The sequence below is a fragment of the Pseudoalteromonas sp. SG41-5 genome, from assembly GCF_014164495.1.
GTDB lineage: Bacteria > Pseudomonadota > Gammaproteobacteria > Enterobacterales > Alteromonadaceae > Pseudoalteromonas > Pseudoalteromonas rhizosphaerae.
Genome location: NZ_JACJFH010000014.1, coordinates 41783 through 65598 on the forward strand (window position 1 = coordinate 41783; position 23816 = coordinate 65598).

22 protein-coding genes are annotated in these 23816 nt (G+C 40.1%); 7 read left to right on the plus strand and 15 right to left on the minus strand.

Annotated features, from left to right (window positions below):
- Positions 1 to 7 precede the first annotated feature (7 nt).
- Positions 8 to 931: an AEC family transporter gene (locus H5232_RS05940; RefSeq protein ID WP_182830641.1), complete on the plus strand. Its 924-nt coding sequence runs from the start codon at positions 8 to 10 to the stop codon at positions 929 to 931.
- A gap of 3 nt (positions 932 to 934) precedes the next feature.
- Here H5232_RS05940 and H5232_RS05945 read toward each other — a convergent pair whose 3' ends face one another.
- The 4 genes from H5232_RS05945 to sixA all read right to left on the minus strand — a co-directional run bounded on the left by H5232_RS05945 (position 935) and on the right by sixA (position 3056).
- Positions 935 to 1672, minus strand: a complete 738-nt coding sequence (locus H5232_RS05945) for an SDR family oxidoreductase (protein ID WP_149983026.1) — start codon at positions 1670 to 1672, stop codon at positions 935 to 937.
- 28 nt (positions 1673 to 1700) lie between these two features.
- The gene (locus H5232_RS05950) at positions 1701 to 2174 is read right to left on the minus strand and encodes an ASCH domain-containing protein (RefSeq protein ID WP_182794569.1); all 474 of its coding nucleotides are present in this window, start codon (positions 2172 to 2174) and stop codon (positions 1701 to 1703) included.
- Positions 2155 to 2505, minus strand: coding sequence for a RidA family protein (locus H5232_RS05955; protein ID WP_149983028.1), 351 nt, complete (start codon positions 2503 to 2505; stop codon positions 2155 to 2157). The genes H5232_RS05950 and H5232_RS05955 overlap by 20 nt, the downstream gene beginning before the upstream one ends.
- Positions 2506 to 2579: 74 nt before the next feature.
- Positions 2580 to 3056, minus strand: a complete 477-nt coding sequence (gene sixA, locus H5232_RS05960; protein ID WP_179959228.1) for a phosphohistidine phosphatase SixA — start codon at positions 3054 to 3056, stop codon at positions 2580 to 2582.
- 180 nt (positions 3057 to 3236) lie between these two features.
- Between sixA and H5232_RS05965 the strand changes: the two genes are divergently transcribed.
- Both H5232_RS05965 and H5232_RS05970 read left to right on the plus strand, forming a co-directional pair.
- Complete coding sequence (locus H5232_RS05965) at positions 3237 to 5957, plus strand: insulinase family protein (protein ID WP_182731359.1); 2721 nt, start codon at positions 3237 to 3239, stop codon at positions 5955 to 5957.
- A gap of 157 nt (positions 5958 to 6114) precedes the next feature.
- Positions 6115 to 8247 carry a bifunctional diguanylate cyclase/phosphodiesterase gene (locus tag H5232_RS05970; RefSeq protein WP_182830648.1) on the plus strand — a complete coding sequence of 711 codons (2133 nt, stop codon included), beginning with the start codon at positions 6115 to 6117 and terminating at the stop codon, positions 8245 to 8247.
- Between the two features lie 8 nt (positions 8248 to 8255).
- Here H5232_RS05970 and H5232_RS24705 read toward each other — a convergent pair whose 3' ends face one another.
- Complete coding sequence (locus H5232_RS24705) at positions 8256 to 8564, minus strand: hypothetical protein (RefSeq protein ID WP_182830649.1); 309 nt, start codon at positions 8562 to 8564, stop codon at positions 8256 to 8258.
- A gap of 86 nt (positions 8565 to 8650) precedes the next feature.
- On the opposite strand from H5232_RS24705, the gene H5232_RS05980 reads away from it, so the two are divergent.
- The gene (locus H5232_RS05980) at positions 8651 to 9127 is read left to right on the plus strand and encodes a DUF4234 domain-containing protein (protein WP_182740100.1); all 477 of its coding nucleotides are present in this window, start codon (positions 8651 to 8653) and stop codon (positions 9125 to 9127) included.
- Between the two features lie 47 nt (positions 9128 to 9174).
- Here the strand turns inward: H5232_RS05980 and H5232_RS05985 are convergent, their stop codons facing one another.
- The 7 genes from H5232_RS05985 to yeiP all read right to left on the minus strand — a co-directional run bounded on the left by H5232_RS05985 (position 9175) and on the right by yeiP (position 16715).
- A complete protein-coding gene (locus H5232_RS05985) occupies positions 9175 to 10494 on the minus strand; it encodes a DUF58 domain-containing protein (protein WP_182830642.1) in 1320 nt (439 codons plus the stop codon).
- The gene (locus H5232_RS05990; RefSeq protein WP_182761606.1) at positions 10491 to 11474 is read right to left on the minus strand and encodes a MoxR family ATPase; all 984 of its coding nucleotides are present in this window, start codon (positions 11472 to 11474) and stop codon (positions 10491 to 10493) included. Before H5232_RS05990 ends, H5232_RS05985 begins: the two co-directional genes overlap by 4 nt.
- A complete protein-coding gene (locus H5232_RS05995) occupies positions 11471 to 12616 on the minus strand; it encodes a hypothetical protein (RefSeq protein WP_182830643.1) in 1146 nt (381 codons plus the stop codon). Before H5232_RS05995 ends, H5232_RS05990 begins: the two co-directional genes overlap by 4 nt.
- Entirely contained in the window at positions 12606 to 14072 is a 1467-nt protein-coding gene (locus H5232_RS06000; RefSeq protein ID WP_182830644.1) for a hypothetical protein, read from the minus strand. Before H5232_RS06000 ends, H5232_RS05995 begins: the two co-directional genes overlap by 11 nt.
- The gene (locus H5232_RS06005) at positions 14062 to 14700 is read right to left on the minus strand and encodes a stage II sporulation protein M (protein WP_182761608.1); all 639 of its coding nucleotides are present in this window, start codon (positions 14698 to 14700) and stop codon (positions 14062 to 14064) included. Before H5232_RS06005 ends, H5232_RS06000 begins: the two co-directional genes overlap by 11 nt.
- Positions 14701 to 15002: 302 nt before the next feature.
- Positions 15003 to 15731, minus strand: coding sequence for an RDD family protein (locus H5232_RS06010; protein ID WP_149983038.1), 729 nt, complete (start codon positions 15729 to 15731; stop codon positions 15003 to 15005).
- 411 nt (positions 15732 to 16142) lie between these two features.
- On the minus strand, positions 16143 to 16715 hold the full coding sequence (gene yeiP, locus H5232_RS06015) for an elongation factor P-like protein YeiP (protein WP_145240366.1): 573 nt from the start codon (positions 16713 to 16715) through the stop codon (positions 16143 to 16145).
- A gap of 202 nt (positions 16716 to 16917) precedes the next feature.
- On the opposite strand from yeiP, the gene H5232_RS06020 reads away from it, so the two are divergent.
- Positions 16918 to 17304, plus strand: coding sequence for an MmcQ/YjbR family DNA-binding protein (locus H5232_RS06020; RefSeq protein WP_182718614.1), 387 nt, complete (start codon positions 16918 to 16920; stop codon positions 17302 to 17304).
- Positions 17305 to 17357: 53 nt separating this feature from the next.
- Here the strand turns inward: H5232_RS06020 and H5232_RS06025 are convergent, their stop codons facing one another.
- The 3 genes from H5232_RS06025 to fadI all read right to left on the minus strand — a co-directional run bounded on the left by H5232_RS06025 (position 17358) and on the right by fadI (position 21625).
- Complete coding sequence (locus tag H5232_RS06025) at positions 17358 to 17876, minus strand: GNAT family N-acetyltransferase (RefSeq protein WP_182740096.1); 519 nt, start codon at positions 17874 to 17876, stop codon at positions 17358 to 17360.
- A gap of 144 nt (positions 17877 to 18020) precedes the next feature.
- Entirely contained in the window at positions 18021 to 20315 is a 2295-nt protein-coding gene (gene fadJ, locus H5232_RS06030; RefSeq protein WP_182830645.1) for a fatty acid oxidation complex subunit alpha FadJ, read from the minus strand.
- Entirely contained in the window at positions 20315 to 21625 is a 1311-nt protein-coding gene (gene fadI, locus H5232_RS06035) for an acetyl-CoA C-acyltransferase FadI (RefSeq protein WP_145240359.1), read from the minus strand. Before fadI ends, fadJ begins: the two co-directional genes overlap by 1 nt.
- A gap of 285 nt (positions 21626 to 21910) precedes the next feature.
- On the opposite strand from fadI, the gene H5232_RS06040 reads away from it, so the two are divergent.
- Positions 21911 to 22867, plus strand: coding sequence for a MoxR family ATPase (locus H5232_RS06040; protein ID WP_182718611.1), 957 nt, complete (start codon positions 21911 to 21913; stop codon positions 22865 to 22867).
- A gap of 3 nt (positions 22868 to 22870) precedes the next feature.
- On the plus strand, positions 22871 to 23815 hold the full coding sequence (locus tag H5232_RS06045) for a DUF58 domain-containing protein (RefSeq protein ID WP_145240355.1): 945 nt from the start codon (positions 22871 to 22873) through the stop codon (positions 23813 to 23815).
- The last annotated feature ends 1 nt before the right edge of the window (position 23816 follow it).

The window sequence follows — 23816 nt, forward strand, 5'->3', positions numbered from 1 at the left end:
CAGTGCAGTGCATATTTTCTCTATCATCTTTCCGCTGATTTTCATTGTTGCGCTTGGTTTTAGTTGTTGTAAATTAAAGTTTTTTGAACAGCAACACATTGCAGGGCTAAGTAAGTTTACTTTTTACATTAGCCTGCCGGCATTTTTATTTTTAAATATGTCGCAAATCGATTTACAGCAAAGCATTAGTTTATCGGCCTTTCTGAGTTTTTATATTCCTGTACTGAGCGTATTTGCCTTAGGTATTTTGGTTGACCGCTGTTATTTAGCTAAGCAAAAAAATTATCAACAACACAGTGTATTTGGCTTAGCGTCGAGTTACTCAAACATGGTGTTGGTGGGCATTCCTATCATCATCGCATCCCTTGGCAAAGAAATGATCGCCATCGCTTTTATGATCATTACCTTTCATAGCACATTGCTATTTGCACTCACCTATTTAATCGGCGCAAAGGGCAGCGAACATGCATTTTCATGGTCAAGTTTTGCTAAGAGCATGGTACTGAATCCGATTGTATTGAGCATCGGCTGCGGGCTAATATTAAATGTCAGCGGCATTGTTTTGTTTGATAACCTAGCAAAGAGTTTAGAGCTTTTAGCGACCCCCGCCATTACCTGCGCGTTATTTGTATTAGGCGCCAACTTAGCGTTTTACAAAATTGCAGCTAACTGGCAACCCGCATTAATCGCCTCGTTAATGAAGATTTTTTTACTTCCTGCTGGGGTATTTTTAATCGGTGCATACGCATTTGAATTAGATAGAGAGATTTTGAACGTGTTAGTGCTATTAAGCGCCTCTCCTGTTGGTGTAAATGCTTACCTTATTGCCAGTCAAATAGGTCAACATCAGGTGACATTAGCCGGTGCAGTTGTACTGTCAACGGTTTTAAGTGTGATTAGCTTTAGTTTTTGGTTATCGGTATTGCTTTAACCTTTACAAACCGCCAGCTACATCAACAAAGCTACCTGTGGTAAACGATGCCTGCTCAGAGGCTAAAAAGTAAATTGCAGCGGCAACTTCCTCAGGTTGTCCACCTCGGCCCAATGGCAGCTTGTCTTTAAGACGCTCCACCCGATTTACTTCACCACCGTCGCGGTGCATATCGGTGTAGATTAACCCTGGGCGCACTGAGTTAACACGAATACCTAACTTGGCTACTTCTTTGGCTAAACCAATGGTTAACGTGTCCATTGCTCCTTTAGATGCGGCATAATCAATATATTCATTTGGTGAACCGGTTTTAGCCGCTGCCGATGATACATTAACGATACTGCCGCCACTGGGCATTCGCTTAATCGCTTCTCGGGCACATAAAAAAGCGCTTGTTACATTGGTGGTTAGCACTTCATTTATACGCGAGGCTCCCATCTCAAGTAATGGCATTTGCGGTTTTAAAATACCCGCATTATTTATAAGCACATCTAATTTGCCAAATAACTCATCTACTTTTGTAAACAGGGTCAGCACTTGCGTTTCATCAGACACATCGGCTTGCACTATTTCGGCTTTTACAGCAAAGCCGCGTGCTTGCTCTGCTATTTTTTCTGCGCTGTGTTGATCCGTTTTATAATTAATACAAACATCATAACCGTGACTAGCAAAATAAATTGCGGTTGCAGCACCAATTCCTCGGCTTGCTCCGGTTATAAGTACTACTGGGTTAGATTTCATTGTCTGTCCTTATCTATACAAAATAATATTACGCCACATAAACCAATTTAAATTGTTCACAAACTAAGGGCATCATATTACTACGTTCAAATTTAGTTTCGGCAAGTTCCCGCTGATAATACGTCCAGTGCACTTTTCGCCAATAGTGAAGACTTTTATCTCCTTCACCTTCTAACGCCGCATATTCAGCGGTTATTTCGTTGTAAGGCACGATTGCGACATTCGTTGTTTCAATAATCCCTAAAGGCTCACCATGCCAGTTAGTGAAAATGGCTAAATCACCTACTTTGGGAAGCGCTTCTTTACTATGCTCAAACCAATAAAGTGATGTTGTAGTTGCTTGCTTTATGCCCTTTAAAACCAGTGCTGCACATTCATCGGCATCAATTTGATTATCACAAAAGTGCCAAACCGGGAGCTTTGTGATTGAACGACTGTAGGCGTAATTAAATTCATTTATAAGTCGTTCAATTGCTTGGGGGTTACTTGATTGCAGCAACAACTGAAATCTCAACTAACAAAGCATCGCGGGCCATTTTAGCTTCCACGCAGGCACGTGCGGGCGCATGACCTGCTGGTACCCACGCATCCCAAACCGCATTCATATCGGCAAAGTAATCCATGCTTTTTACATAAATAGTGGCGCTGAGCATATGCTCTTTTGAACTTCCCGCCTCATTTAAAAGTAACTCAACTTTATCAAGCATAGTTTGCGTTTGTTCGGTGATGCCCTGCTCTGCGTCAGCACATACTTGGCCACATAAGTACACCGTACCATTGTGCTTAACGATACGACTCATGCGAGTTGCGGTTTGAATACGTTCAATTGTCATAAAATTGTCTTTGCTAAATTAGTGTGTCGCTAATTTAGCAAATTTAAAAAGGAACGCAAGGTTTGGGTATGAGGCTAAACTGCTACGTTATTAGGTGCATGAATACTGAGGTATTGGCTTTTATGGCGACTTTCATCGTAACTCAATACGGCAACCGCTCCAGTGTTAAATATCGGCATATTCCCAGCACTCAATTGGTCAACTAAATAACTAACTATTGGCATGTGAGCTACGACCAACCAGGTATCGCATTGTGGATGCATCGCGATGAGAGTTTCTAGATAATCGGCGGCAATTTGTGGATTGCCTTCAGGGATTATATCGCTGCAAGTTTCTTCGAATAAAAAAGCGTTATGCTTTTTTACTCCTTCCGCTGTTTGCTGAGCACGAATGTAAGGGCTTACTAACAATGCCGTTGGGGTATGCGTTGCTTGCAACCATAAACCCATTTTTTCGGCCTGTTGTTGGCCAACCGAGGTCAAATTTCTACTTGCATCGTCAGCTTGCATCGGTGTTGCTTCGCCGTGGCGCATTATTAAGATTGTTTTCATAAAAAATCAACCGATTAAAGAATATAAAACAGTAGCCAGTTTGCCTGTTTGTCCGCTATATTAAAACAACGTCACACATTTCGCTTATGATATTCAGGTAAAAATCGCCAAGCAATTTAATCGCAGCCCTGAAGTTATCATTGTTGTTAACGAGTAAACTTAACGTTTCAGGAGCATCATTTGAATATCAGCCGCAATGATAACAGAACATACCGTGCCCTCACACTGGACAATGGTCTAAAAGTCCTGTTAGTGCAAGATAAAGATTCAACTAAAGCCGCTGCATCGATGGCCGTGAATGCTGGTCACTTTGACGATCCTGTTGATAGACAAGGGCTCGCACACTTTTTAGAGCATATGCTTTTTTTAGGCACAGACCAATTTCCGGAATCCGGCGGGTTTGGTAATTTTGTTTCCCAATCCGGTGGCAACACCAACGCATGGACCGGCACCGAGCACACGTGTTATTTCTTCGATATTAACAATCAAGAGTTTGCACAAGCACTGAGCCAATTTAGCCGGTTTTTTATTGCACCTTCTCTCAACCCTGGCGAAACTGAAAAAGAACGTAATGCCATTGATGCAGAGTTTAAATTAAAAATAAAAGACGATGGCCGACGCATCTATCAAGCACACAAAGAAACCGTTAATCCTGCTCATCCATTTGCTAAATTTTCAGTGGGTAATCAGCAAACCTTAGCGGATCGTAATGGCTGTGTAAGCAAAGAATTGCGAGATTTTTTTAACACCCATTATCAAGCCCAGTGGATGAGCCTAGTGATCTGCGCTGATGCAGAAATTGACACTATGGTGCAATGGGTAACTACATTATTTAATGATATTAAAGGTCAGCAGCAACCAAAACCCGTCATTGAGGCATCACTTTATCGCGCGCAAGATCTTTGCAAAGTACTGCATATAGAACCGCATAAGCATATGCAAAAACTCATAGTAAGTTTTGCGATGCCTAATATTGATGATTTTTATCGCCATAAAACCGTTAGTTTTATTGCGCATTTATTAGGGTATGAAGGGCAAGGGTCGCTTTACTCTATTTTAAAAGCGCAAGGTTGGATCAATGCCCTCTCTGCTGGAGGTGGCATTAACGGTAGCAACTTTAAAGATTTTAATATCAGCATGGCACTGACCGATGAAGGAATTGAATACTATGAAGACATCGTTGAAATGGTGTTTGAATATATTTGTTTAATTAATCAAAACATCGATAAATTACCGCGCTTATATCAAGATAAAAAAAATCTATTACAAATCGCCTTTGATAACCAAGAAAAAGCCCGCTTAATCGATTGGGTCAGTAATTTAAGCATCAACATGCAACACTACGATGAAGCCAATTATGTGCAAGGTGACTATCTCATGGATGGTTTTAATCAAACGGCTCATGAAACTGCAATGCAATGGTTAACGCCGCATAATATGCGCTTGGTGTTGATCCATCCTGATGTTGAACCTGAGCATACCACTCAGTGGTATCACACGCCCTATCGGATCGAAAGTATTTCTAGCTGTTGGCTGGAAGCGCTGTGCGAAATTAATACTCCACTACCAGAAATGCTATTACCTACAGCAAACCCTTATTTAACCAAAGAAGTGTCATTGTATGACGTTGAGCAGCCACAAAATCACCCACAACTATTAGTAAAAGAACCTGGCTTTGATTTTTGGTTTAAACAAGACAACACTTTTCGAGTTGCCAAGGGGCACTTTTATTTGGCGATGGATTCTGACTTTGCTGTTAAAGATATCAAACACATGGCACTTACTCGTCTATTTGCAGACTTATTTATGGATAGTGTTGCAGAACAATTTTACCCGGCAGAGTTAGCTGGTTTAAGTTATCACTTAACCTCACATCAAGGTGGTTTAACCCTGCACACTGCGGGACTCTCATCGAGCCAATTAGAATTAGTTGATGAATTACTCCAAGCGTTATTTAACGTCGATATTTGCGCTAAACGTTTTGCCGAGTATAAAAAACAGTTAGTCCGCCATTGGCGTAACAGCAATCAAAATAAACCCGTTGGTGAATTATTTAGCGTGCTGGGCGCAAAAATAATGCCGTGGAATCCAGAACCAGAGCAGCTTGCTGTGGCACTTAAAGATACCAGCTTTCATCAGTTTAATTGTTTTCGCCGCGAGTTTTTTAATGCCTTGCATGTAGAGTCATTTTTGCACGGTAATTGGCGAGAAAGTGATGCAATTGAGTTTCAAAAAAAGATTGCTCACCACTTAGCTAAATCAGCTACGATTGAAGATCTAACCCGTCCGTTATTTGAAATAGACAAAATAACCCGCTCGCAACTGACCCTAAATTGTAGCGATCATGCGATGGTTATTTATTACCAAGCACAAACCGATGACGTTGTTGAAAAAGTAAAAATGATGGCGCTAAACCATCTTATTAATCAAGATTACTTTAATGAACTTCGTACCAAACAACAGTTAGGCTACCTAGTGGGCGCAGGTTATGCGCCCTTTAATACTCGTGCGGGCATCGCCTTCTACGTGCAGTCACCTAACTACAGTGCAACCGCGATTTTTGAGCGTCATAATGCGTTTCTTGAGCAATTCCTTGCTTCATTAGAGCAATTAAATGAAGAGCAATGGCAGCAACAAAAACATGGCTTAACCACCCACATCGCCGAAAAAGATAAAAACCTCCGGCTGCGTTCACAACGCTTGTGGCTTGCCATTGGTAATCAAGATCATCACTTTCATATGCAACAAAAATTGTTAGAAGCATTGGAAAACCTTAGTCTTGCGCAGATAGTTACTTATATTCGCGAGACATTTGCAGAACATAGACCAAGATATGAGCTACTAAGCGTACCTAAAACAAACAAAACGACAAAAAAGCTGATTTCTTCTCATTCTCTTTGACACAACACCGTGCTTCAATTAGATTATCAAGTGCAAAATACAGAAGTGCCCTATGATAATAATAAAAATAATATTCAACACATTCATATTCGTCTCATTATTACTCTGCTTTAGCCCATTGGGCTATAGCGAGCAATTAGTCGATCAGCAAACTTTAATGCTTTATTTACCGAGTGCATTTGTTACGTTAGTGCTGCCTTACTTATTATTCACAATCTACAAATTACGCCGCTCACGACGCCAATTATGTATTTCTGAACGGCGTTTAAAAAGCACGGTTGAAGGCAGTGGTGACACACTTTGGGATTGGAATATCAAAACTGGTGAAGTACTGCGCATTAACGATAAATACATGATGGATAGAAATACCATCATTGATGTTCCACCTAATAAAGCCCTTATTCACCCTAATGATATAGCGCAAGTTGAATTACTGTTAAAGCAACACTTTGCGGAGCAAACCGCTTTCTTTGAAGCCAGCTATCGCATTAAAGACAGCTTTGATCGCTGGCATTGGGTACTCGACAGAGGCAAGATCATTGAAAAAGACACCAATTTAAACCCGCTAAGAATGACTGGCACGGTACGCGATATCACGCAATTAAAATCAACCGAGGCACGCCTTAACTTATTCGCTAAATGTGTTGAATCACTCACTGATGCATTAGCCATTTACGATAAAAACTTTAACCTGGTTGATCTTAATCCCAGCTTTTTATCGCAGTTTGGTGGGAACCGAGATAACTATTTAAACAAGCCATTTACCTTACCAGGTTACGAGCAAAGTTATATTGATGATATTAAAAATACTGTTCGTCTTACCGACCATTGGCAACAAGAAGTTAAACTGCGCAACAGTGAGCGAAAACTACTACCGATTGAAATCTCAATCGATGAAATTAAGAATGAACATAATCAAATTTGTAACTATGTCATTGTATATTCAGATTTAACCGAGCGTAAAAAAGCCGAATCACAACTACATAACTTATCAAATCGCGATCGTACAACTGGCTTACCTAACCGAAATCTATTTTTTACCGATCTTAAAAAGCTGGCAAAACAAGACAGCCACCATGCATTACTAGTATTTGATTTAGATAACTTTAAAAAAATTAATGACTCATTAGGGCATCAACTAGGCGACAGTTTACTGGCAAAACTAGCAATGCGGTTGAGTAAACTCACCCGTGAAAAAGATGTGTTTTACCGCTTAGGTGGCGATGAATTTGCCTTAGTTATGTCTGGCACTAACGATATTCATACCATTACCAGAATGGCAAAACAGTTTTTAGCCGCCATTGCCACGCCATTTAAAATGGCAGGTCACGAATTAGTGATCACTTCAAGTGTCGGTATTGTGTTATTCCCAGAAGATGGTAATACCCCAGAACTACTGCTTAAAAATGCCGATACTGCGATGTACCATGCGAAAAAGAAAGGTAATAGCTACTTATTCTTTAACGACACCATGAACCGCCAAGCAGTAAAACGCCTGCAAATTGAAAACTTAATGCGATTTGGTTTAAAAGAAGATCATTTTGAAGTTTATTACCAGCCAAAAATGAACATTCGTACGGGTAAATTTACCGGAATGGAAGCTTTGGTACGGTTTATAACCCCGAAAAAAGGCATTATCAGCCCTGGCGTGTTCATTCCCATCGCAGAAGAAACCGGGCAAATAATTGAAATTGGTGAAGTAGTCTTACATAAAGCCTGCCGCGATGTTAAAGCTTGGCTAGACGAAGGGTTATTTAATGGCCGAGTTGCGGTAAACTTGTCTGCTAAACAATTTAGCCTACCGGATCTAACTACTCGTATTGATGTGATTTTACAAAATCACGCCTTGCCATCGTACTTTTTAGAACTTGAAATTACTGAAGGTACGGTAATGGACGACCCACAAGATGCTATTTCGATCATGCGCTCTCTCAGTGCTCGTGGTATTCATTTAGCCATGGATGACTTTGGCACTGGCTACTCATCACTTGCATATTTAAAGCAGTTTCCACTTAATACCCTAAAAGTTGATAAAGCGTTTATTGATGATATGCAAACAGAGCGAGGCCGTAATATGGTTGACTCAATAGTTACTATTGCACATAACTTAGACTTACATGTGGTGGCTGAAGGGGTTGAGCAAGCAGAGCAAATTGCAATCTTAAAAGAGCTTAATTGCGAAACGATGCAAGGCTACTACTATTCAAAACCTTTATCGCGAGCTGAATTTACAGAATTTTTGAAGAAACAACAAAACCAAGCGGCACTTAGTTTAGTACAACAGGCATAAATGACAGCCTATGGTCGCCATGTGCACGCTTGTATACCCACACAGCGCACTAGTGCACGACGATAATGTAAGTTAAACAAGCACCATGCAACGGGGCCTAACAACCCTGCTAGCAGCAACCAGCGTTTAACTGGCATACCTTTTTTAATTGCCTGTGCATACATAACGACAATAGATACAACACTGATCAATAAATATTGCAAATTCACCACACCCATACCGCTTAAAACTAACCTGTAATGTACAATAATTAGTTCTTTATTTTCACTAATAAAATCAGAATATTTAATTCTTTCAGTAACAAGAATGATATACAAAAACTATTACTGTTGCTATTATCTACCCGTGTATTTGCGTGTGCAATACACATTTAAAGGATAATTAAATATTTCTAGGAGATATCATGTCAGAAAATACTTCAAATGTATACGAAGCACCAGCAGCAAACCTAACCAAAAATAATGAAAGCGGAGATAAACCTGTTTTAAATTTTGATCGTTTTTCGGCTTGGGGAGTGTTCTTTTTAGCCGTCATTACTTTTGGAATTTATGGTGTATATTGGCTAATAAGCAGAACCAATAAAGCCAATGCATTAGCAACTAAACAAATTAGCCAAGGATTGATATATGGTTATTTAGCTTTATACGTTGCGAATTTAATTCTCTCTATAACCGAAGTACTACCAGTGTTGTCAATTATTATTTCGCTAGCTTCTATCGTGGTCGGATTAATCTTTATTTTTTCGTTACGTTCTTCTATTTCAGAACTAATCAATAAAGGTAGTAGTGAACCCGTTAAGCTCAATGGCGTTTTAACCTTCTTCTTTAATATAATTTACTTCCAATACAAAATTAACGAAGCAATTGATCAACAGAAATAAAAAGTAAAAAGGCATTATTTTAATGCCTTTTTCATCTCAACCTGTTTCTAAAGCACTCCTGAGTGCTTTACATTCAAATATGTATTTAGCACATTAGGAAGCAACTTTTGTGGTTGTGTATCAATTGCGATAACGCCTTCTTTTTTAAGCCTTGCCATATTAGCTTTGTGCGTATTTAATAAATCTAATGCAGCACAATAGGTCATAGCTTCATCATAATTCTCTATTGGCTCTGCAAGTACTTCTGTCAATGCATGATTAGAGAGGTTAATAACTGCAACAAGGTGATGCTTTTGCAATAACTTTATAGCTGGAAGCACCTCATCTAAGCTTTGATCATCAAATGTCGTAACAAGTAATACTAAAGAACGCTTACTTCTTTTTGCGATTAATTGATTAGCTGCAACAAGGTAATCGCTGCTACTTTGGTCAGGGTACAGATCATAAAAATGATTCATCACACGCGATACATTCTGTGCACCTTTAACATTAGGTAACCAGCGAATATCATGATTAAAACTTTGCATGCTAAACCAATCCCCTTGTTTGAGTACTGTATGAGCAAGTAAGAGCAAAGCATTTAATGCGTGATCAAAGTGAGTACCCGATATGGTATCTATATTCATCTTCTTCGATGCATCAAGCATTACAACAACATGCTGATTTTGTTCTTCTTGGTACTCTTTAGAAATTAGTTTGCGACGTTTACTTGTAGCCTGCCAGTCTATCTGTTTAATACTGTCACCTTGTCGGTATTCCCTAAGTTGATGGAATTCAATACCATCACCTCGTTTTTTTGTCAGTTTTAAACCACTTATTGGTGTGTTTGTCACCCCATTAAGCACTTGATTTTGAGCTACTCGACTAAAATCTGGGTAAACTTTTAACGCTAAATCTTGCGGTATTATCCAATTTGCCTGCCACAGCTTTAACCGTGAACTAATTCTAAGCTCAACGGCAGCCAATTGCGCATCTCCGCGTTGATGTGCGCACATACTCCATTGTAAACGGGCTTGCTCATTTTCTGCCAGAGTTACGCTGGTATATAATTCAGATAGCTCAATCGCATTGCTTAGGTGTAAACTTATATCAGTAATTAATAATTGCTCTGAGGTATTTTTAATACTTAGTTTAACTGGTTGCCAACGTCCCAATGACATGTTTTGATTGGTGTTTACCTCAATACTTAATTTATGTTTGAAGCGAGTAGGCAAATAATCTAATAACGCTAGTACAAGCAGTCCAGCAATGAGTACTGTAGTTAATAAACTCGCTGTCTCAGTAAAGATTAATATGGGTAACAGCAAAACTAATGCGCAAACCAGCTGCAACAAACGCTTTGCTGGTCGTAACTTAGTGCGGATCATGATCTAGGCGCTTCAACACTGGCTAGTATTGCTGAAATCACTTCATTAAAAGACACCCCTTCTAACTCTAGATCGGCTGAAAGTATCAAGCGGTGGCGTAAAATATTAGGTACCACTAGCTTAACGTCATCAGGGGTAACAAAATCTCGGCCATTCATCAATGCCATTACTTTTGCTGCTTTAATAATGTTGATTGATGCTCGTAGTCCTGCACCATGTAATACTCCTTGCCATGTTCGCGAACTACGAACTAACTCCACCGCATAATTATAAATCTTTTCATCTACTAAAATGTCAGCACATAATTGCTTAATCTGAGCAATATTACTGACGCTTAATACTGCCGGCAATTGGCTAACTTCTGACTCATTCGAAACAACTTTGGTGTTGAGCTTTAATAATTCAACCTCGGCCTCTAATGATGGAAAACCCAATTCAATTTTCATCATAAAACGGTCTAACTCAGCTTCAGGTAATGGATAAGTCCCCTCTTGATCAAGCGGATTTTGCGTTGCAAGTACCATAAACGGTGAGCCAATAGATAAGGTTTCGCCATCAATGGTAATTTGTTGTTCTTGCATTACTTCCAATAAAGCTGACTGAGTTTTAGCAGGTGCTCGGTTGATTTCATCAGCAAGCAAAATATTGGTAAATGCTGGGCCTTTTTTTATATTGAAATCGCCAGACTTCATATCATACATACTGTGTCCTACAACATCAGATGGCATTAAATCGGGTGTAAATTGCACTCGTGAAAACGACACACTTAAGCTTTTCGCTAATGCTCTTACAAGTAAAGTTTTGCCAAGGCCCGGTACTCCCTCAAGTAATACATGACCTCCTGCAAATAACACAGTTAACACATCTTCAATAATGGCATCTTGTCCAACTAACACACGGGAGATATTATCCTTAACTTGCTTAACTGCTTGCGCCGCATCCGTTAAGCTTATTTGTCCTGTTGCAAATTCGGTGCTCATAGGGCATTCCTTAATTGTTTAAATAGTTTGATATACTCTGTTCGTTGTTGCTGAGATTCTGGCAATTCAACACTTAGAAGCTCAGCTACCTGTTGCTTATCAAAATGCACTAAGTTAGCGATTATCTCTGCTTGGCGAACTTCGGTTAGTGATTTGAAGTGAGGGATCCTAGTTTCTACTTTGGCGTTAAAATCTTTTTTTAATGCAGTAAACAAGCGTTGCTCAAAACCGTGCTTTATATAAAAATTAGCAATCGCTCGAATATGGTGTTTAAAGCCTACGGTTAAAATTAAATCAGGCGCATAAGCGCGACCTATACGACTACTAATATGCCAAATAAATAACAACACCAATAGCATCACACAGATCACCCACTGCCAGCTCCATTGCCATAACTTAGCAAACCAATTAGGGTAACTTAAATAAGGAACATAAGTTATTACATCAACCCCCTGACTTAACCAAACCAGTAAACTGCCATGATCTAAATGGCGCAACTGATAGTTTGTAAAGGGAGCTAGAGACGGCATCACAATAATACGGCCATCACCAAATTTAAAATCACACATGATAACTTGATCATCACTATTTTTGGTGGCTATACCTGGGCAGTTTTCAATTTCAAATGCCTGACTCAATTCTAAATCCAGTTGGGTATTTTCATTGAGCGTTAACACGCTATTTTTCTGCCCCTCTTTTACCATCACAAAATGATTTTCAAAAATCCCTTCACTCGTGTTTACACTAATCCCAAGATCTTGAAAGGTAAAAGTATTGTCTAAACCAAGTTCATCCCTTTGCTTATTTAATATATAAACAAGACGCCCACCTTCACTCACCCATTGGGACAATTGCTGATCAAGTGTGTGCGAATTACTAAGCGCCGCTTCATCGACAATTAACATGCTGCGGTGATCAATAATAAGTGGTTGTTGATTATTGTTATCTAATTGCTTTTCTTTTTTCCATAGCACCCCATGTTCAGCTAATAATCTCTGCGCCATTGTGAAATTATCTTTGCTAACTTCGGAGTGAAAACCTATTTCAATCTCTTCTTTTTGCCAGTCAGCTGACAACAACGCTGAGCCAATAAAAAAAACTAACACACAGCACAAAAAAACCACCACAAACTTAAGCTTCATTTATTTGCTCCTTGTTTGCTGATGCCATAGCCTCTATTTGTGCTATTAATACGTTAAAATCAAAATTAAGTGATTGATGGCCCCAAGCCACTTTTACCCAAGCAGAAAAAAGTTGAGTAAAAACATCTTTGCTTTGCTCAGTGACTTTTGCATCAATTGCTGATTTACACTCTGTTTCGGTCATCGAACGGTGTAATTTTACTTGATGAGTGCTCTGCGCCCAGCGAAGCGAAAAATGCAGTAAATAAGCAAGCGCTAGACGCTGATTATTCTCCTGATATGCTGACCTTGCAGCTGCAATTAAATCCTCAGGTAAGTCTTGCGGTTTAATATCAGCAAACATGGTTGGGATTATATGTTCTCGATGCTGATTTTTTTGTCTTTTCGGTAATTCTAGTGCTAAGAAGAAGCCACGCTTTTTAACTAATAAATACACCAACCACAACACAAATAAAACAATTAGCAACCAAATAAAATAACTAAGAAAATTGCCTAAGCTCTTGAAAAAATTAGCAAGCCAACGATAATCACCATCCGCTGAAGAGTCCTTTTCTAAATCAAAATTTGGTACCCAAGTGGTTTTCTTTTCGATAACATCATCCTGCGCATAAAGTGTAGAAACTTGCTCTTTTATAATTAACTTATCTATTGGCTCTGCCATTGACTTACTCGGCACAGCAAACAAACAGCAAGCAAAAAACAAGCAAGCACTTGATAATAAAGTATTTAATCTGGCACGCATATTTTTGAAGGTTAGCTCAATGTCCCAGCCTTCTAAATCTATACGGCGGTGCAAGTAGGCCATAAAACCTCCGGTGACAAATAATGGTGCGACTAAAGCGACACTGATCACATACACACTATTAAATGCAATTTCCATCCACAAAGGGCTTTCTAATATTTGATACAATGGCTCTTCAAGTGACAACGACGTTGGAATAAGGGTAAAAATAATCGCAGAAATACCGATCATTAAGATAAACTCAAAATGTACGCAAAACATCATCCAAAGCGTTTGTTTGGGCTTTGATGTTGCAAACAGCACCTGTTTTCGCATTTCTTTACGACGGCCATCTAGCCTTTCTAACTGTGTTACAGGTGCTAAAAAAGCTCTGTTAGGGCTCAGTCGATAAAGCGTCATATTGATGAATATGTCACCCGCTTGCAGCTTCAGGATTGATTTTAAACTACTCGAAATGGTTGCCTGTTGATTAAACACTACTTTTGACATGTAGTCTAAAATTGGCCGTTCAAATAACGGTTTTAAAAACCATACAATAAAGGCGCTCCATGACCAACCAAACAATACACCGGCAAGGATGAACACTGGCACAGCTAAACAAATATACAAACTAAATAACGGTAAAAAATGTTGTTTAGTAAGTAATACCGTCAAATCAAACGTTTCATAGGCGCCGCGTTTTCGAGGATTAAAGCTAAGACGATTAAGTTCCATAGCGCATACCTCTATACAATCGATAAATTACATATGTCCAACAAACAGTACCTACGACGAATTTAATTTCATGAGCAATGGCACGGGGCGACCAAAATGCTTCAATAAAGGCAGCTAAAACTAACATAACAAAAGCACCAACAATTAATGGTAGTGCTGTTTGAGCCGCTTTTTTCATAGCATAACTGCGTGTAAATTGGCTTGGGTTTAATAACGCGTAGCCAATCTGACATCCCGCGGCAGAGGCAATAATAATCGCTGTTAATTCAAACGAACCGTGAGTAATAACAAACGAGAAAAATGTTTTTTCAAAACCAACATTGACAATATGCGCACCAATGGCGCCGAAATAAAAACTATTAAATAGCAAAAAGAATACAGCACCGAAACAAAGTAAAACTCCCCCTGCAAACATTTGAAAGGCAATACCAATGTTGTTATATATATAGACACCAAACATTAATATATCTTTGTCAGGAGCACGAGTCTCCGTTTGAACAGCTCCAGTTGGGTTATACATTTTTTCAATTTCAAGCACCGTACTTTGACCTAAAAAAGTATAAACGGCATCTGGATAAAGGGTGACCCAAATAAAAGCAATAACCGCCAACCCCCAAAATGCCAACAAATTAGCGCCTAACATGAAACGGTTTTCGTACAAAGCACGAGGAAAAGCAGTGCGGGCTATTTGCCAAATTTCTGAAAATTGGTTTTTGCGGGATAAATACAGTGTTTTTTGACCCTGTTGTACCAGCTGATTTAGCTGCTGAATTAGTAAAGGACTGTACTGCCTACTTCTTGCGATGGCTAAATCGTTGCAAATTTTTCGATATAATTTAGGAAAGTCTTCAGGAAAAGTACTATTTAGTTCGCAATATGCTTGAAATTGTTGCCATATTTGGCTGTTTAAATTTACAAATTGAGTTTGCTTCATTGCTTACTCTCACTATTGGAGCGACCACTGTTGATATTATTCTGCCCAGCAAAATGCCTTGCGTAATTAAATAATGTTTCAACACTATCATTTTCTTCGATATTTAATGGCTTGGATAAAATATTTGCTATTTCTTGACGTCTTGCAGGAGAAAGTTCATGGGCACGCTCAGTAAAGTCTAAAACAGCTAATTGCTCTTCGGTACTAAACGCAATGCTAGGTACTTCAGCTGGCCCGTCTGGTAATAACTCCCGACTCATAGCGTCTTCTTCGTAAACTACGATAGTTCCTGCAGCCCAATCACCGATGCGTTTGAAACGGGGATTAAAACACATAACAATTAAACCAAGAAAATAACCAACAGGCAGCATATCTGCGGGGCGAATTAAGTTTCTTACAACAATTTGTGAAAAGGTTGGAGGTAAGCCATTATCTTGAACAACACGAATTTTTAGACGTTTTTTACCTGGGGTCTGGCCATTTTTAACTTCATAAAAGATGTTATACCCCCATGAAATTAAAAAATACATGACAAGTAAAATACCTTCCCCAAAATCGCCGAATAACATAAGCACAGTAGCGATAATGGCTATCAAAATTGTGCGAAGAATAAAATCGATGATGTAGGCGTAACTACGCGAAACCAATCCAGCGGATGTGATAGCTATATCCACACCTTCAGGTAATTTAACAAACGCCCTATTTTCCAATCCATGGTTTAGCATTACATTTACTACAAATTTGATGATTAGATAAAGTTGAACGTATCGAAAGAAGTAACATTCAACCAAGGAAATGACGCGTTATAATGCGCGTTTTTGTGTTATTTTTCAATATTCCTTTAGTATAAAATGTTTAATCATGAAAAACATTAAGTAGCTGGACTTAACCGCTTCAGCCATTTCACACATTTCTAGTTTACTTTTGAGGTATTTATAAACTCGGTAAAAATAACAAAACATAGAGGGGATTTAAGTGTGGAGGGGATTGATTATTCAATTTAGTTCAAGAGTTTTTTCTCACCCTGCTTTAAATAAAGAATATACCTACGAAGTCCATAAAACACCCAAGCTACTTAAATTAATTAAATAGCTTGGGTGTTTGATGGATTAATACTGCAAAAGACGTAAAGATTATTATTTTTCAGCACGGCCCATAAATTTATGCTCTGCGGTATTAATACGGATGCGGTCACCTGTAGAAATATGCTCCGGCACTTGAATGATCAAACCAGTTGATAATCGTGCAGGTTTAGAGCGAGCGCTCGCTGAAGCACCTTTAATTGAAGGGTCTGTTTCTTCAACCACAAGTTCAACACTTGATGGTAAATCTAATCCCACTGGTGCGCCATCAATTACAATGACATGCACGCCTTGGGTTTCTTCGTTGACGAATAAAATTTCTTCGCTGATCGCTTCTTTATTAAGATTATATGGCGTGTAATCTTCGTTATCCATAAATACGTATTCTTCGCCATCTAAATACGAGAACATTGCTTCACGACGAGTTAAATCAGCTAGTTTTAACATGTCGCTATCTTTGAATGTTTCATCTACTTTGCTACCAGTTACTACATCGTACAAGCGCATACGGTACAAACTTCCACCAGCACGGCCTTGTGGTACAGAACGAACAATATCTTTAACCACTAAAACGCGGCCATTAAACTCAATCGCAGTACCTTTTTTAACTTCACTTGCCTTTGGCATCAGTGTATTTCCTATAATTTATAAATCCCCAGAAACATACCACGAACTGGATTTTCTTCAATAAGAAAATATCACATACCGCTATTTTTCTCGTAGGGCCTGTATTTACTCATAAATTTTACCTATTAATCGATTTTTCATGACTAAACTACGAAAAAGCTGCTATGGTTAAACTACCAAAAATGACCTCAAGGACTGGATCATGGATCAGCACACTGCACATGAGTATTTAGCAAAAAAACCTCTGGTTATGGTTACCAAACCTTTCGGCCAAGAAGTTGATGTATATAAAGTAAACCATAAAATGTTTGCCACTTTATCGGTTGGCAACGAAGGGGAAACTGACGAAGACGGCAACCCTATTTGGTGGATGAATTTAAAATGCGACCCGGATGAAGCGCAATCACTTCGTGATATTTTTCCTTCAGTGATCCCGGGCTATCATATGAATAAACGGTTATGGAATACTGTTATTTTAGATGGCTCAATCCCGCAAGGTGAAATTGAACGTATGATTGATAATTCATTTAACTTAGTGGTTGCCAATATGCCGGAAAAAGATCGCAAAGCGATTGAAATTCATATGTAAGTCACAATTTTAATGTTGTACTGCGCAAGCTACTTGTTCAGTACAACTTAGCCTTACTCCGTACACGTTAGTAAAAAATGATGATCATCAAATAATACCCCACCAATTTCGTAAGCTGACGGTTCAACGCTAACTAACTTAAAGCCACATTTAGCCAACACTTTTTCTGAGCCTACATTCCCTTTTGTAACCACAGCAGTAAATTGTTGAATGTTAAACGCTGTCGTCGCCCATGTTAAAAATGCTTGTAGTGCTTCAGTTGCATAACCTTGACCATAAAACTCAGGCATTAACAGATAACCAACTTCGGGAGTGTTTGATGAGGATGTTGTAAGCCCTGTAACGCCCACTTTTTTGCCTGTTTTTATTTCAATGATCATCAAACACAAAGACTTATTGGCTGTAGGGTGCCCCGGCGCCAACCGCTGCATAAACTTACTACGTATTTGCGTATCAGAAGGCCTGTCAAAACATTTTTCAATAACGCATGGCTCATCATGCAAAGCTAGAAAAAACGACCAATCGTCTTGTTCAAGGAGTCTCAATTGTAATCTTGCAGTGCTGATGTTCATTATTCGTCTTTACGCGGTATCAGTTAGGATGCCCCTGTTATAACAACAAAGCAAAATGATTTCAGCAACTAAATTTTTTAAATTCTAGGCATAAAAAAACGCACTTCAAACTATCAGTGCGTTTTTATAACTAGCAATTAAATACTATTTCACTTTATCATCGCTTGCATCAGCTGGGTGCGCGTCGGTTACCGATTCAGCTTCAGTAGCTGGCGCTGGCGGAACAATAACTTCTTGAGCCTCAACCGCTTCGACAGGTTCTACATCGGCAACGTCTTGCTTAGCCGCCACGGTTTGTTCTATCACAACTGCTTTACTTGGCTGTGCAGACTCAGGCTGATAAAAGCTTGCACCAGCATCAGCCATCGAAACTAAAGCTGCACACGGCGCAAATACCGGGTTAAAGTTAGCAAAAGTAGCCATTTCTGAGCTTACTTTGTTTGCGCCAAGTTTATCCATATAGCTAAATGGACCACCTAAAAATGGCGGGAAGCCAATACCAAAGATTGCGCCAATATCACCATCACGAGGACTGGCAATAATGCCTTCGTCTAAACAGCGGGCAGCTTCGTTAAGCATTTGTGCCACACAACGTTTAGCAATTTCGCTTTTATTTAAACGTGGTGATGGGCTCACGCCGAGTAATTCGTAAACTGATTCGTCTACTTTTTTAGCTTTCTTATCGTAAAGATAAAAACCACGGCCAGTCTTCCGGCCTAAGCGTTTGGCATCAATTAAACGTGAAAACGCATCGGGTGCTTTAAAACGATCACCGAGTTCTTTTTCAAGAATTGGCGCAATCTTAGAGCCGATATCAATGCCGACTTCGTCTAATAGTGCTAATGGTCCAACAGGGAAACCAAACTCAACGAGTGCCGCATCAATCTTTTCAATTGGCTCACCTGCCAGTAATAAGTTAGCCGCTTCATTCACATAAGGCGCTAAAATACGGTTAACGTAAAAGCCTGCGCTATCTTTAACAACGATTGGTGTTTTACCTTGCTTACGGGCAAAATTTACAATCCGGGCGATAGTCTCTTCTGAGGTGCCTTCGTGTGGAATGATTTCAACCAATGGCATTTTCTCAACTGGTGAGAAATAATGTAAGCCAATTACATTCTCTGGACGGGCAGCTTCTGCCGCAATTTGTGAGATAGGCAATGATGACGTGTTACTAGCAAAAATTGTGTTTGCTTGGCATTCACGTTCTACATCTGCCACCATACCTTGCTTAAGGCTTAGGTCTTCAAATACCGCTTCAATCACTAAATCAATGTGTTTAAAACCACTGTAGTTAGTTGTACCAGTAATTCGGTTCATAGTTTGTTGCAGTTCAGCCTTAGATAAAATACGGCGCTTTTGCTTTTTATCTAAAATTTTATAGCTGTAATTCATGGCATTACTTATGCCCTGCTCTGCAACATCTTTGATACGAACTGGTACACCGGCTTTTACAGCACTAACATGGGCAATACCTGCGCCCATTAAACCGCCGCCTAGTACGGCTGTTTTAGTGATTGCTGGAGCGTCGTCGTTGCGCCACTCTTTTTTCATTTCAGTGGTGGCAAAAAATATCCCACGTAATGACTTTGATTCGCTGCTCATTACTAAAGTAGCAAAACCTTCCGCTTCTGTTTTATAAGCTTTTAGTTCATCCAGCTCAACACTTGCGCGTATTGCTTTGATAATAGCCAACGGCGCAGGATAATGACCACCGGTTTTTTTCAGTACATTTTCTTGTGCTTTTTTAAAGATGAAGTTTCGGCCAAACGGATTCGATTCTAATAATTGGCTAATACGATCAAGCTTAGGCTTGCCCGCTTTCGCTTTACCTTTTGAAGCAAATTCTTTTGCTACTTTTAGCAATACGGTCTGTGGTACACAATCATCTACCAAACCCGATTTTTTAGCTTGTTTAGCGCGAATTTGTTTACCTGTTAACGTCCACTCAAGGGCTTTTTGCAAACCAACCAGTTTAGGCAAGCGTTGCGTTCCACCACCACCGGGTAATAAACCAAGTTGTACTTCAGGTAAGCCTAGTTTAGTGATATCACTGTCTGTACATACGCGATAATCGCACGCCAAGGCAAATTCTAAACCACCACCCAATGCCGCACCATGAATGGCACTAACAGTTGGAAATGGCAGTTTTTTCATATCAAAAAATGCACGGTGGCATAATTCGCTGATCGCCAGTGCATCATCACGACTTTGCACGTTATCAAGCATTTTTACATCAGCACCAGCAATAAAGTTATCGCTTTTACCACTAATGAATACCATGCCCTTCACTGACTGCTGTTTTGCGTCATCGAGCAAGGCTGTTAAATCATCTGCAAAAGTGTCGCGCAGGGTATTCATTTTTTCGCCCGGCACATCAATGGTGACAACGGCAATACCGCTATCATCAACGTCTAAATTAAATACTGACTGTGTCATTACGCACTCTCCAATACAAAGGCTGCACCTAAGCCACCTGCGGCACACGCAGTTGTTAGTGCTAAGCCACCGCCACGGCGGTTGAGTTCATGTAAACTTTGGGTGATAAGTCGTGCGCCGGTGGCTGCAAATGGATGACCATATGCAAGCGAACCGCCTAAAACGTTAAACTTATCCATGTTAATTTCACCAATCGCTTTGCTGCGACCGAGTTTTTCTTGCGCAAACTTATCTGAGGCAAACATTTTCATGTTCGCTAACGTTTGTGCTGCAAAGGCTTCGTGCATTTCAATTAAATCAAGATCGGCAAGCGTTATGCCAGCTCTCGCTAAGGCAACAGGCGTTGAATGAGCCGGCCCCATTAGCATGTCTTCATTCACACCAATGGCAGAGAATGCAAAGCTACGTACATAACCTAAAATGTTATAGCCTAATGCTTTGGCTTTACTTTCGCTCATCATTAATACCGCTGCTGCACCATCAGTTAGCGGTGTTGAGTTTGCAGCAGTGACTGAGCCATGCTGACGGTCAAACGCTGGTTTTAATTTAGCGTACCCTTCAACCGTTGAATTATGGCGAATATTATTATCTTGTTCGATAAAACTTTTATACGGCGGTAAATGTGCAGTCATCACTTCATCAGCAAGTTTACCATCTGCCCATGCTTGGCTAGCAAGAGTATGTGAACGATGTGCTAAGGCATCTTGATCTTCACGGCTAATACTGTGAGTTTTTGCCATCTGCTCGGCAGTTTGACCCATAGATAAACCAGTTGAATATTCTGCAACCGCAGGCGGTACTGGTAATAAATCTTTTAAACGCAGCTTAGAGAATATTTTTAAGCGTTGCCCTAAGGTACGTGCTTTATTAAGATCAACAAGGCTACCTGCTAATTTTTTACTTACGCCGATTGGCAATACCGATGACGAGTCTGCACCACCAGCAATACCCACTTGCACCGAACCTGCCATGATTGATTCAGCCACATTAGCAATCGCCTGAAAACTAGTGGCACAAGCACGTGATACGGAGTACGCATCAACAGATACTGGCATGCCAGTACCCAATACGATTTCGCGGGCAATGTTTGGCGCTTCTGGCATTTGTACTACTTGACCAAACACTAATTGATCAATTTCAGATTTATCAAAGTTAAGGCGTTCAAGCATTTCGTTAACGACTAACTTCCCCATATCAAGGGCTGGTACATGATGAAATGCAGTTGCTTGTTTAGCAAATGGCGTACGTAAACCACTGACGATGGCAATACGATCGCCCTTTGCTGTTTTTAGTATATTTTGCTCAGACATTAATGCTCTCCCGCTGACAGGTCTGACCTGTTTGTTTTCCTCGATTCTAAACAACCCGTGTGCTAAAGCCAATAGCGAAATTGAAAATAGTATAATTAGTTACCAACCATAGGCTTTTTTTAGCATATTTACAAAAAATACTGCGCTTTCTATGCTAGGGTAAAAATCGTTAAAAAATAACGAACTATTTTGAAAACTTGAGTCTAACACTTGTGTTATAAACTATTTACCCATATTACTAGTTAAGCTTTTATAAACCTTGCAAATCAGGACAGTTTTTTTACTATGGCCACTAACGTATTTTCACAATTAAAAACTTATTTAGATAGCCAAATTATTGGCCAGCCAGAATTAACGCAAGCACTACTTATTGCTATTTTAGCCGATGGTCACTTATTAGTAGAAGGCCCTCCAGGGCTTGCTAAAACTCGCGCAGTAAATGCATTAGCCAAAGGCGTTGAAGGCTCATTCCAACGCGTACAGTTTACCCCAGATCTATTACCTGCTGACGTAACCGGTACTGATATTTATCGCCAACAGACCAGCGAATTCGTTTTTGAAAAAGGCCCACTCTTTCATAACCTTATTTTAGCCGACGAAATTAACCGTGCCCCAGCTAAAGTGCAATCAGCCTTATTAGAAGCCATGGCTGAGCGCCAAGTCACGGTTGGTAAAAACACTTATCCGCTGTCGGATTTATTTATGGTGATGGCAACCCAAAATCCACTGGAGCAAGAAGGCACTTACCCGCTACCAGAGGCGCAATTAGACCGTTTCTTACTCCACCTAAGTATTGATTATCCAGGCGCCGAGCATGAGCTTGATATTTTACGCCTGACCCGTGGCGAAGCGTTGAGCGAGCATCAAGCACCAGCACAACAAATTAGTCAAAGCGATTTATTTGCCTCTCGCAAAGCAATTTTAGGGCTGTATTTAGCCGAGCCACTTGAGCAATATTTAGTGCAACTTATTATTGCAACGCGTGAAGGCGCAAAACTAGACGCCCAATTAGGCAGCTGGATTGAATATGGCGCAAGTCCGCGTGCCACCATCGCCTTAGATAAATGTGCCCGTGCTCATGCATGGTTACAAGGTCGTGACTTTGTTGCTCCAGATGATATTCAAGCTGTGTTACATAATGTTCTGCGCCATCGCATTATTTTAAGCTATGAAGCACAAGCCGATGGTATTACTAAAGATCAAGTCATTAGCCGTATTTTAGAACTTGTTGCCGTGCCATAAACCATGCAAAGCCAATTAGATAACCAACAGTGGCTCAGCCTAAGTCATAGCCATGGGGTCGACTTAGGCTTGAAAGAGCTGATGTATTATAAAGCGAAAGCTCGCTTATTAGAGCTTGCGCCAAAAGTTAAAATTAGAAATAGCCTGACCGGCCAATATCTCGCGCCTCATAAAGGCCGTGGTATGGAGTTTGCTGAAGTACGTCATTATCAACAAGGCGATGATATTCGCTCAATTGATTGGCGCGTTACAGCACGTACTGGCGAAACACATACTAAGTTGTTTCAAGAGGAAAAAGAACGGCCAGTGTTTGTGTTTACAGACTTTTCTAATTCAATGCTGTTTGGCTCAAAGCTATTACTTAAATCCGTGCAAGCGGCGCATATCAGTGCCTTGGTTGCGTGGTCAGCGTGCCAACGCGGCGATCGCATCGGTGGCATAGTGTTTAATCAACACGGTCATTTAGAGCTCAAGCCCAGCGCCCGCGAAAAAGCCGTGTTAAAACTATGCCACAATTTGTGTAATAACCACCAGCAAGCACTCGCGCAGATTGATGAGCCCGCAGACAATAAACTCAGTGATAATCTAAAACGTTTGAATCATTTAGCCAAGCCGGGCAGCTTAGTCTATTTAGTATCAGATTTTAGCGCCCTTGATGATGCCAGTTTTAAACAGCTCGAAATACTGAGTCGACATTGTGAACTGATCGGCTGCCATATTAGCGACCCATTTGAGCATCAGCTACCGGCGTTTAAACAAACAGTCACGGTTAGCGCCAACGGCAGTGACTTTGCGTTACCGCTGATGGATAAAAGTTTTCGTGATAAATTTGCTAAAACTGCTGAGCAAGCATTTACCACACGAATGCAACGCTTAACTAAATCGGGTCTTAATTTAATATCATTCAATGCAGCCACACCTCTTGAGCTGCAATTAGTGAGAAAGTAAT